Genomic DNA, 10,705 nt, shown 5'->3' with positions numbered 1-10,705 from the left:
AAGGATGGCCAAACTCCTTGGTACACAAGGGGTTAGCTATCCTTTGTCTTTTTTAAACTGATAAACTCGGGATTATACCATATCCCCTTCTTTTGCTTCAAAAGGAAAGCCAAGCCGACCATAGGCCTTCCACAAGGCCCAACCCGCGACCACAAAGGCCGTAAAATCAGCTAGGGGCATCGCATAGGCTAGTCCCGCGACCCCGAAAAAGCGGGGCATAAGCAAGAGGAGGGGCAAAATGAGACCCAATTGCTTGAGTAGAGAAATCTTAGCCCCTATCTTGGCCTGGCCGATTGCTGGGAAATAGGTGGCAGAAAAAATCTGCACCCCATTGACAAAGGAAAAGAGGAAGAAGGCCCGCATATAGGCAATACCAAATTCAAAATAAGCCTGGCTGCCCGATCCAAATAGGGCTAAAAACTCATAGGGAAAGGCCTCAAAAGCGGCCCAGGTCCCAAAACCAATCACCGATACCCAAGCAATGGCAATGCGAATCGTTTCCCGCACCCGACCCCAGTTCTGAGCGCCATAGTTAAAACTTAAAATTGGTTGGGAGCCCTGAACAATCCCGATAATCAGCGAAATCATAATGACATTGATTTTGGATACAATCCCAGCCACCGCGATTGGAATCTCACTGCCATAAATCGAGCTTTCTCCATAAAAACGCAGGGATTGGTTGGTCACAATCTGCACCAAGAGGTTGGAGGATTGAAAAATAAAGGAAGCCATCCCCAGCGAGGCAAAAGATCGTACCAAAGCCCCCTGCAAACGGAAGTCCTCCCGCTGCAGACGCACGCTTTTAAAACGTGGGAGATACAGGGCCAAGATTAGAGCCGAAACAAATTGTCCCAAAACCGTAGCCCAAGCAGCTCCCGCCATGCCCCAACCAAAGCTAAAGATAAACAGGGGATCCAACAGGGTATTAACCACCGCCCCAGAAATAATAGCCATCATGGAATAGGTCGAAGAGCCATCCGCCCTCACCAGGGGATTAGAGCCAATCGCAAACAATAAGAAGGGAACACCCCAAATCGATACACTGGTATAGGTCAAGGCTAGGTCATAGATACTTTCTGTCGCCCCAAAGAATGTCAACAAGGGCCCCAAGAAGATCTGTAACACCAGACACAGGACTACTCCCGCCACAACCAAGGTCGTAAAAGCATTCCCCAGCACCTTCTGGGCTAGGGCCTGTTTCCCTCGCCCCAGCTCCAAATTAAAACGAGCTGCCGCCCCCAGGCCAATCATCAAACCCAAGGCCAAACACAGGGTGGTCACAGGAAAGGCAACATTGGTCGCCGCATTTCCCAGATAACCAATCCCTTGGCCAATAAAAATTTGATCGACGATATTGTAAAGAGCGTTGACCACATTGGCAATAACTGCTGGAATGGCCAACTGTCGTAAGAGAGACGAAATAGAGGCCGTCCCTAATTTATTCTGTTCCATACAAATTCCTTTCGTATAGCTGTCAAACAGCTCTTACAGACAAACACTAGTATCAAGTTCATCCTAATACTCATTGAATTTCACAATCTGACCTTGCCAAGCCTCCTTAGTGATAAAGAAAAAGCGAAAAAGTACTAAAACCAAGAGAAAGGCCGGGACCTCCAAAACGTGTCTCGACCTTTTCCTAACTCGTCTTTTACTCTTCTAACAATTTTTGCAATTCTTCTTTCAACAAGGCTTGGGCCACTTGTGGGTTGGCCTGTCCCTTAGTTGCTTTCATTAAGAAACCAGTGAAGGCCTTGTCCGCATTTCGTTTACCAGACTTGAAATCGGCAACGGCTGCTGGTTGATCCTCAAAGACCTGATGAATGATCGGAATTAAGACGGCTGGATCAGAGATTTGGACCAAGCCGGCTTGTTCAACATAGTCACGCGCAGAGCCACCATTTTTGGCCAGATGGACAAAAACTTTTTTGGCAATCTTAGACGAAATTGTTGCATCCGCAATCAATCCAATCATCTCAACCAAATTTTCTGGAGTCAAGGCAAGGTCAGCCAAGGCCTGATTATTGGCATTGAGGTACTGGGCCACTTCCCCTTGCAACCAGTTAGAAACTTGCTTAGGATCACCACCCAGGGCCACGGCTGCTTCAAAGAAGTCAGATTGGAACTTGCTAGCTGTCAATTGACGCGCATCGTAGTCACTCAAACCAAATTCAGCCCGGTAGCGTTGGCGCCGTTCCTTTGGAAAGGCTGGTAGTTCTTGGCGAACAGCTTCAATCCAAGCCTCGTCCAACTGTACCCGTGGTAGGTCTGGTTCTGGGAAGTAACGGTAGTCTGCCGCCCCTTCCTTAACCCGCATCAAGATGGTCTCACCGGTTGCCTCATCGTAACGGCGTGTTTCTTGACGGATTTGGCCGCCAGATCGCAGGATTTCGGCCTGGCGTTTGATCTCATACTCCAACCCTTTCCGCACATAGTTAAAGGAGTTGAGGTTTTTCAATTCTGTTTTGGTTCCAAAGGCTTCTTGGCCGTAAGGGCGCAAGGAGATATTGGCATCCACCCGCATCGATCCTTCTTCCATTTTGACATCGGAAATTCCTGTGTACTGGATGATTTCCTTCAAGGCAGTCAAGTAGGCATAGGCTTCTTCTGGGCTGCGCATATCGGCTTCAGATACGATCTCAATTAGGGGAACCCCTTGACGGTTCAAGTCCACATAGGAATACCCGTCACTGCCATGAGTATTTTTCCCAGCATCTTCTTCCAGATGCGCTCGTTCGACACGGATTTTCTTGGTTGATCCATCTTCTAGTTCAATTTCCAACCAGCCATTGTAACCAATTGGCTCATCAAATTGTGAAATCTGATAAGCTTTAGGATTATCCGGATAGAAATAGTTTTTCCGGTCAAAATGCATGTCCCGATGCAGGTCCATATTCAGAGCTAGGGAAGCTTTGATCCCAGCATCTACAACACCCTTGTTTAAGACCGGCAAGACACCTGGAAAGGCCCAGTCAATGATATTGGTATTGGCATTTGGATCCTCACCGAAATGTGCTGGTGCAGGTGAAAAGATTTTGGAAGCTGTTTTTAGCTCCACATGGACTTCCAATCCAATAATGGTTTCGAAATTCATTAGTTGACACCTCCAAAAATCGCAGGTTTTTCTAAATGGTAGCTGGTTGCTGCCTCAAAGGCTCCAGCAGCTTGGTAGAGAGTTTCTTCTTGGAAGTGGTTGGCAATCAGTTGCAGACCAACCGGCAGACCATCCGCAAATCCAGCTGGCAGAGACATACCTGGAAGTCCAGCCAAGTTCACCGGAATCGTCAACAAATCCGCCAGGTACATGGCAATCGGATCCTCCACACGGCTACCCAAATCAAAGGCTACTGTTGGGGCAGTTGGTCCCATAATCAAGTTATAGCCTTCAAAGACTTTGCGGAAATCCTCCATAATCAAAGTCCGAACCTGGCCAGCCTTTTTGAAGTAGGCATCGTAGTAACCCGATGACAAACTGAAGTTCCCCAACATAATCCGCCGCTTAACCTCGTCTCCAAAACCTTGGCTCCGGGTCTTGACATAGACATCCTCAAGATTTTCAATATCTTCCGCTCTAAATCCATAGCGAATTCCGTCAAAACGTTGAAGATTGGAGGCTGCTTCTGAAGAGGCGATGATGTAATAAACGGCTACACCATAGCGACTGTGGGGGAGGCTCACTTCTTCCACACGCGCACCCAGTTCCTCAAACTTTTTAGCAGCTGCCAAGATCTGATCCTTCACAGCCGGGTCAATTCCTTCACCCATATACTCTTTGGGCAAGGCAATTTTCATCCCTGTCAAATCCTGACCAATCTTACTGGTAAAATCAGGAACAGCCAGCGGTGCAGAGGTTGCATCGCGTAAATCATGACCAGCCAAGGCCCCCAACAAGTGGGCATTTTCGCGAACAGTCGGTGCAAATGGTCCAATCTGATCCAAGGAAGAAGCAAAGGCAATGAGACCAAAACGGGAAATCCGGCCATAAGTTGGCTTCATCCCCACAATTCCATTAAAGGCTGCGGGCTGGCGAATAGACCCTCCAGTATCTGACCCCAAGGACAGACGCACCTGACCAGCTGCTACAGCAGAAGCAGAACCTCCAGAAGAACCTCCCGGAACCTTGCTTTGATCCCAGGCATTTTTACTTGGTTTGAAATAGGAAGTCTCATTGGATCCCCCCATGGCAAATTCATCCAGGTTGGTCTTCCCAATGACAATCATATCTTTCTTGTAAAGGTTGGAAACACTAGTCGCATCAAAGATCGGCTTGTAATTGTAGAGCATTTTTGATGCCGCAGTCGTCAAGATTCCCTCCGTAGAAATATTATCCTTGACCGCTACCGGAATCCCACTCAAGACATTATCCGCATCAACTCCCTTAGCATCCAAGGCACGGGCTTGCTCCAGAGCATTCTCTTCACTGATGGTAATAAAATTCCCTAGTGCTGCTTCCCGCTCCTCGATATCCTTCAAGGTTTCTTTGGTTAATTCCTCAACGGAAATTTCTTTCTTGACCAAGAGATCATGCAATTGGTCGATTGTTTGTTCTTGCAGTCTCATGAATTACTGCCCTCCTCTTCGAAAATGGCTGGAACTTTGATAAAGCCCTTGTCTTTTTCAGGTACGTTTTCAAATAACTCTTCTCGATTCCAACCTGTTTGGGCTTGATCCGGACGAAGAACATTGACCTGGGTGACCACAGAGGAGGTCACTGCCACTCCCTCTGTATCCAATTCATTTAACATTTCAACCATATCGACAATCTTGGTCAAATCCGTCGCAAACCGCTCTGTTTCTTCTGCGGTAAAGGCTAATTTTGATAGATTAGCCACGTGAGCCACTTCTTCATGTGAAATCTTCATTCTATCTCCTTTACGATTACAAGTCATACTCCTACCTAAGGGAGAGTATAAATCTTCCTTATTCTACCACATTTCAAGCCTGAAAAATAGAGGATGGTCGGAAAGCCATCCCCTAGATTATCGGTTAAAAGTTCAATTCTGTTGAAGAGTAGAGTTTTGCACCCAAGACATTTTTCATATGGTCAAGGGCAAATTGGTGCTGCTCCTCTGTAATACTTGCGACTGCGTCCGTCACAATTTCAATCTGATAGCCCTTCTGGTAGGCATCGATCGCAGTGTGCAGAACACAAATATCGGTCAGCACTCCTGTTAAAACCAGAGTATCAACCTTTCGCTCCCGCAAGTAGATGTCCAGCATGGTTCCTGCAAAGGCTGAATAGTAGTGTTTGTCCATCCAAAACACGCGCTCGGAATCCTTGTGGGTTTCAAAAAAAGCCTTCAATGGGCCGTATAAGGTGCGGCCTTCTGTTCCACGAATATTGTGGGGTGGGAAGAGTTGGCTTTCTGGATGAAAGGTGTCGCCTTCCAGATGTTCATCAATCATGAAAAAAACATAGTGCCCATTGTCCCAAGCTTTTTGACTGACAGCCGCCATGGCTTCTGAAATGGCTTGCGCCGGTTGACCAGCTGTTAACTTTCCATCATTTGCCACAAAATCCTTTGTATAATCAATAGATAAAACCGCTTTTGTCATTAAAATTCCCTCTTTTTAATTTCTTCAAAAACATCTGCAATCAAAACCTTCAAGTAGGTCCCTTTCATACCGAGAGACCGGCTCTCAATAATTCCTGCAGACTCCAATTTACGAAGGGCATTGACAATCACACTTCGGGTAATTCCGATCCGATCTGCAACAATAGAAGCTGTCAACTGACCTTCTGTTCCTCCCAATTCTTCCAAAATAGCTGAAACCGCTCGTAATTCAGAATAAGAAAGAGTATTAACGGCCATTGACACAGTTGACCGACGGCGAAGGTTCTCTTCATCAATCTCCCGCTGATGGTTGAGCATCTGTAAGCCAACAACAGTGCTGGCAATCTCAACTAAGATTAAATCATCTTCACCAAAGGGCTCATCATTCCGCCAAATAATCAAGGAGCCCAGACGAATCCCTGTAATATGAATCGGTGCCACTGTTGTCACACCATCTGGATAATTTTCCTTGGTTTCAACTGGATAAATGGATAGAGCAGAATTGACATCCAAGTTGGCTTCTGTTTGATAAACAAAACCAGCCTCTTTGACGTAAACCTCTGGAAGCTTGCGGCTCTGAAAGAAAGCCTCTACTCGGTCAGTATTCGTCTTATAGCGCATAAAATAGCCAAGTAAATCACCTTGGCTATTAATAATACAGGAATTACAATCAATGATTTCCGATAGACGTTGAGCAATCGATGCAAAAGGCATATCATCATGGGATTGCTCGTAAGACTCTTTCAAGATTGAAGTAATCCTTGTCGTTTTTTGCAATAACGTTGCCATAGTTCACCTCATTATTCTCTTCCTATTGTATCAGAATTTTCTAACGAATGGAAATTAATAACGATATTGGGCTAAAAATCGCTCCATTTTTTCTTGGACCTGGGCCAACTCTTCAACCCGTGGTAAGTAAACAATCCGGAAATGATCGGGTTCCTTCCAGTTAAAACCACGTCCATGAACCAGGAGCACCTTCTCCTGCTTCAAAAAATCGAGAACAAACTGCTCATCGTCTTCAATCTTGTACATAGTCCGGTCGATTTTCGGAAAGAGGTAGAGACCCGCACTCGGCTTGACTGCCGACAAACCTGGAATAGCATTGATCGCTTCATACATGAAGTTTCGTTGTTCATAGATCCGACCACCCGGCAAAAGCAGCTCATCAACCGACTGATAACCGCCTAAGGAAGTCTGAACCACCTGTTGGGCTAAGACATTGGAACATAGACGCATATTGGCCAACATGTTCAAACCTTCAATATAACCCCGAACATGTTTCTTCTCACCGGATAAGACCATCCAGCCCACACGAAAACCAGCAATTCGATGGGATTTTGATAGACCATTCATGCTAACACAGAAAAGATCTGGAGCCAGACTGGCAATCGCGATATGCTCCTTCCCATCCATGACTAAACGATCATAAATTTCATCGGCATAAATAATTAAATTGTGTTCACGCGCAATCTGAACCAGGTCCTCCAAGACTTCCCGTGGATACAGCGAACCAGTCGGATTATTAGGATTGATGACAACAATAGCCTTAGTCCGTTCGGTAATCTTGGACCGGATATCTTGCATATCTGGATACCAGTTAGCTTCCTCATCACAGAGATAATGGACCGGCTTGCCTCCCCCCAAACTTACAGCTGCCGTCCACAACGGATAGTCGGGCATGGGCACCAAAACTTCATCTCCATTATCCAGAAGCCCCTGCATAGACATAACGATTAGCTCACTGACGCCATTACCAATAAAAATATCATCAATATCCACATTGGGAATGCCTTTAAGCTGGGAATACTGCATAATCGCCTTCCGGGCTGAGAAAATCCCCTTGGAGTCTGAATACCCCTCACTATTGCGGGCATTCCGAATTAGATCATGGATAACTTCATCTGGCGCCTTAAAATCAAACTCGGCCGGATTCCCCGTGTTTAGGCGTAAAATTTGCTCACCATTGGCACGCATCCGCATAGCCTCTTCCAAAACCGGACCTCGAATATCATAGGCTACATCTTCTAGCTTTTGTGATTTTTCAAAAAACCTCATTCTTTATTCCTCCTTACTGAACCCTATTATACCTTTTTCTGGCATAAAAAAGAATTGGAGTTTCTCCAACCCCAATTCTTTTCCCTTGTCTTCTAATTAACAGGATGCTCTTTCCGGTGGGTCCGCATCCGATCGCGCAAATCAAACATCTTGCCAACAGACGGAAGACTCATGCCCTCAGTCCATTTTTCCCAAGTATTCTGTGTGATTTTCAAAATAACCAAGAGTTCCGCTTCATTTAACTGGTAATCTGATTGAAATGCTGCAATTTCATTGAGAAATTTCTGAGCCCGCTCCAAATCCTCCTGAGTCCACTCCCGTGTGCTCTTGCGTCCCAAGCGACGCTGACGGATTTCTTCCTTACGCTGGCGAATTTCTTCCCGTAATTTCTCTGGTTTATCAGACTCCATAAAAACGACAATCTTTTCAATCGATTTTGGATTTGGATAACTACGGCCATACTTCCAAGAAAAGTAGGTATCCATTGAAACATCCATTTCCTTTGAAAATTCATGAATCGACGCTCCAATGTTCAATCGTAACGCCTCAATATCCTTCACTAAATACTCTTTGTCTTTTTTGGCATATTCGCGAAAATTCGATTCTACCATTTAGACAACCTCCCTAACTATAATGTAACTGTCTAACAGTTTAGCACATTCTTGACCTTTTTAAAAGGGTAATTTACTTTTAAATCAAAAAATTCTACTTTGGAGAGAAGCTTGCCTCCTTCGCTTCGACAGCTTCCTTGACCAAACGGTAAATAACCGCAAAAATGGGCGTAAAGAAAATCATTCCCACAAGGCCAAATAGATTTCCCCCAATCAAGGCTGCCGCGAGGGTAAACAGGCTCGGAAGCCCCACTTGAGAACCAACCACCCGTGGATAAATCAAGTTTCCTTCTATCAATTGAACCAATTGGAAAACAACAATCGACAAAAGGGCCTGCCAAGGGCTAATGGTAAAAATAAAAATTGCACCCAAACCACAAGCCGTAAAAGGACCAATATACGGAATAAAGGACAAGACACCTGCCAAAACCGCTGTCATTGACGCAAAGGGTAGGCCTGCCAAACTATAAGCCGCAAACACCAAAAAGCCAATGATAAAGGCTTCAATCAACTGCCCCATCAAAAAACCATCATAGGTTTCAACCATGACACTCCCTACATAGCGGAGACGATCCCCCACCTTCTTGGGCAGTGTAACAGCTAAAATACGATTGGTACTCGAAGCCAGGTGCTCCTTGCTCCCCAGCATGGCAAACATCAAGAACAAGGCCATCATAACGGTAAAGACATTGCCAACCAATCCCCCGAGATTTCCGGTTAAATTGCCTAAGAGCTGTGCTCCCTTATTGAGCATCCCACTATCGGTGAGATACTTTGAAATATCCTGTAGTTGATCCCGATTCACCAAGCCAGTTGCAGCTAACCAGGAACCAAGCTGGGGCACTGCCGCTTGCACAGTATGGGTTAAACTGTTAACAGAAGTTGCCAGGGTTGGCACAATAATCGCCACGACGCCAGCAAAAATCAAACACAGCAACAGCAACACCAGGAGCATGGCCAAGGGACGCTGTAAACCTGGTTTCACCTTCCATGCTCTCAACTGGCCTTCCAGCTTCTTCATCGGTACGTTAAACACAAAGGCCAAGCCAGCGCCAATAATAATCGGAGAAAAGACCCCCATGAGGTAATGGAACCCTTGCCAGATATTGGCAATATAAAGAACCAAGGCGAGGCTAATCGCCGCAAAAGCAATGGCTACAAAAAGCACTTTATTTTTTTCCATTAAGTTTTTCATAACTTACCCATTATAACAGACCACTTTACCCTTGCCAAGGTAATTAGACTATTAAATGCGGTTGCAAAGCTTGGGCTAGGGAGGCGTAACCATGAGCCGTCAAATGCAGTCCATCCGTCGTGAAGGCAGCCCGCAATTGGCCGTGATCATCCAGCAACCCTTCCGTTACATCCAGATACTCAACCTGGGGAAAGGCCCCTGCCAAGGAGGCATAGGCCTGATTCATTTTCCGAATCCCCTCATTAGTCCGCGTATAGAGCTTAGCCCTCGTTTCATCACTTTCATAGACCGGTAAAATGGAAAGCAGCTTGATCTCCACCAGTGGATAGTCGTGTTGCAAAAGGTAGAACAGCTGCTCTAGATTGGCCAAGGTCTGATCTAGGGGAACTTCCTTTCCTAAATCATTCGTTCCAATAAGCAGAAAAACCTTTTCTAAATTTTGACCAAAAAAATGCAGGGAGCGATGCTCTAATAATTGATTGGATTGATAACCGCGAATACCACGATTAACAATGGACTTGGAGCTCGTCAATAACTCATGGAACGGAAAATACTCCACAATTGAATCTCCTGCAAAAATAATCTGGGGCTCCTGCAGGCAGAGCGTGTTGAGCTCTTTATAGTTGGCTTGTATTTTAGCCTGTTCCCCCAGTAACCAACTTTCCAATAATTGAACCGCCATTTGTCTCTCCTTTACAGAAAAAGGGTCTGTCGATACTACTGTTCGACTAGACCCATAGATTACGCACGTCTGAAGCCCTGATCAAATTGACAATGGGCTTTTGGGGAAAGAAATTCTTCCAAATTTAAAGTAGAGAGATTTTCAAGAATTTGTCCATTTTGAACCACAGCAAGAGAATGGTACTGCTGAATGTAGTCACCACATTCCTCACACCAGCGTTCCTCTCCCTCCTTCCAAAAGGCGGCCATAGTCTCCCCTTCATACCGAATCTCTGGGTAATCCTGTTCATACTGGCTGCACCTATCTTGGAAAAACACGAGGGCTTTAGTATATGTTTCAAATGCTTCTACTTGGACTGTATCATCTTGCCAGTCATCTGTGAACCACCATGGCTCACAGTCACCATATAACTCTACTACTTGGTACATAAACTCATTCCCCTTATTAGAAGATATTATACACAATTTCCACATATAAAGGAAGAATTTGAGCTCAAAAAGAAGGGATTGCCCAATCTAGCACTTGGATGTAAAAAGAGGCTGGGACAAAAGTCTAGCCTCTCTCTTTATGATTAGCAAAATACCTTTGACGCAGTAGTTGATTGGGT

At 45.4% G+C, this 10,705-nt stretch carries 11 protein-coding genes; all 11 read right to left on the bottom strand.

Annotation, left to right across the window (positions count from 1 at the left end; genetic code table 11):
- Positions 1 to 72: 72 nt before the first annotated feature.
- Positions 73 to 1,452, bottom strand: a complete 1,380-nt coding sequence (locus N4310_RS05525) for an MATE family efflux transporter (protein WP_262092396.1) — start codon at positions 1,450 to 1,452, stop codon at positions 73 to 75.
- 196 nt (positions 1,453 to 1,648) lie between these two features.
- Positions 1,649 to 3,091: an Asp-tRNA(Asn)/Glu-tRNA(Gln) amidotransferase subunit GatB gene (gene gatB, locus N4310_RS05520; protein ID WP_179923755.1), complete on the bottom strand. Its 1,443-nt coding sequence runs from the start codon at positions 3,089 to 3,091 to the stop codon at positions 1,649 to 1,651.
- Complete coding sequence (gatA, locus tag N4310_RS05515; protein ID WP_262092395.1) at positions 3,091 to 4,557, bottom strand: Asp-tRNA(Asn)/Glu-tRNA(Gln) amidotransferase subunit GatA; 1,467 nt, start codon at positions 4,555 to 4,557, stop codon at positions 3,091 to 3,093. The genes gatB and gatA overlap by 1 nt, the downstream gene beginning before the upstream one ends.
- Complete coding sequence (gene gatC / locus N4310_RS05510; protein ID WP_160332547.1) at positions 4,554 to 4,859, bottom strand: Asp-tRNA(Asn)/Glu-tRNA(Gln) amidotransferase subunit GatC; 306 nt, start codon at positions 4,857 to 4,859, stop codon at positions 4,554 to 4,556. The genes gatA and gatC overlap by 4 nt, the downstream gene beginning before the upstream one ends.
- Positions 4,860 to 4,983: 124 nt before the next feature.
- Positions 4,984 to 5,553 carry a cysteine hydrolase family protein gene (locus N4310_RS05505; protein ID WP_160332546.1) on the bottom strand — a complete coding sequence of 190 codons (570 nt, stop codon included), beginning with the start codon at positions 5,551 to 5,553 and terminating at the stop codon, positions 4,984 to 4,986.
- Positions 5,553 to 6,341 (bottom strand): GTP-sensing pleiotropic transcriptional regulator CodY, encoded by a 789-nt coding sequence (gene codY, locus N4310_RS05500; RefSeq protein WP_160332545.1) that lies wholly within the window; start codon positions 6,339 to 6,341, stop codon positions 5,553 to 5,555. Before codY ends, N4310_RS05505 begins: the two co-directional genes overlap by 1 nt.
- A gap of 54 nt (positions 6,342 to 6,395) precedes the next feature.
- Entirely contained in the window at positions 6,396 to 7,610 is a 1,215-nt protein-coding gene (locus tag N4310_RS05495; protein ID WP_262092394.1) for a pyridoxal phosphate-dependent aminotransferase, read from the bottom strand.
- 92 nt (positions 7,611 to 7,702) lie between these two features.
- Entirely contained in the window at positions 7,703 to 8,221 is a 519-nt protein-coding gene (locus tag N4310_RS05490; RefSeq protein ID WP_160332543.1) for a hypothetical protein, read from the bottom strand.
- Between the two features lie 94 nt (positions 8,222 to 8,315).
- Positions 8,316 to 9,404, bottom strand: a complete 1,089-nt coding sequence (locus N4310_RS05485; protein ID WP_420832900.1) for an AI-2E family transporter — start codon at positions 9,402 to 9,404, stop codon at positions 8,316 to 8,318.
- Between the two features lie 55 nt (positions 9,405 to 9,459).
- The gene (locus N4310_RS05480) at positions 9,460 to 10,098 is read right to left on the bottom strand and encodes an SGNH/GDSL hydrolase family protein (protein WP_262092392.1); all 639 of its coding nucleotides are present in this window, start codon (positions 10,096 to 10,098) and stop codon (positions 9,460 to 9,462) included.
- Positions 10,099 to 10,157: 59 nt separating this feature from the next.
- Positions 10,158 to 10,526 carry a DUF1033 family protein gene (locus N4310_RS05475; protein WP_160332540.1) on the bottom strand — a complete coding sequence of 123 codons (369 nt, stop codon included), beginning with the start codon at positions 10,524 to 10,526 and terminating at the stop codon, positions 10,158 to 10,160.
- Positions 10,527 to 10,705: the final 179 nt, after the last annotated feature.

The organism is Streptococcus danieliae, assembly GCF_025447695.1.
Classification (GTDB): domain Bacteria; phylum Bacillota; class Bacilli; order Lactobacillales; family Streptococcaceae; genus Streptococcus; species Streptococcus danieliae.
Note: the sequence above shows the minus strand (reverse complement) of the source record. Positions and strands in the feature narration are given on the sequence as shown.

Bases quoted from the DNA above. Each gene is read 5' to 3' on its own strand.
- N4310_RS05525 (WP_262092396.1), bottom strand. From the start codon at position 1,452: ATGGAACAGAATAAATTAGGGACGGCCTCTATTTCGTCTCTCTTACGA.
- gatB (WP_179923755.1), bottom strand. From the start codon at position 3,091: ATGAATTTCGAAACCATTATTGGATTGGAAGTCCATGTGGAGCTAAAA.
- gatA (WP_262092395.1), bottom strand. From the start codon at position 4,557: ATGAGACTGCAAGAACAAACAATCGACCAATTGCATGATCTCTTGGTC.
- gatC (WP_160332547.1), bottom strand. From the start codon at position 4,859: ATGAAGATTTCACATGAAGAAGTGGCTCACGTGGCTAATCTATCAAAA.
- N4310_RS05505 (WP_160332546.1), bottom strand. From the start codon at position 5,553: ATGACAAAAGCGGTTTTATCTATTGATTATACAAAGGATTTTGTGGCA.
- codY (WP_160332545.1), bottom strand. From the start codon at position 6,341: ATGGCAACGTTATTGCAAAAAACGACAAGGATTACTTCAATCTTGAAA.
- N4310_RS05495 (WP_262092394.1), bottom strand. From the start codon at position 7,610: ATGAGGTTTTTTGAAAAATCACAAAAGCTAGAAGATGTAGCCTATGAT.
- N4310_RS05490 (WP_160332543.1), bottom strand. From the start codon at position 8,221: ATGGTAGAATCGAATTTTCGCGAATATGCCAAAAAAGACAAAGAGTAT.
- N4310_RS05485 (WP_420832900.1), bottom strand. From the start codon at position 9,404: ATGGAAAAAAATAAAGTGCTTTTTGTAGCCATTGCTTTTGCGGCGATT.
- N4310_RS05480 (WP_262092392.1), bottom strand. From the start codon at position 10,098: ATGGCGGTTCAATTATTGGAAAGTTGGTTACTGGGGGAACAGGCTAAA.
- N4310_RS05475 (WP_160332540.1), bottom strand. From the start codon at position 10,526: ATGTACCAAGTAGTAGAGTTATATGGTGACTGTGAGCCATGGTGGTTC.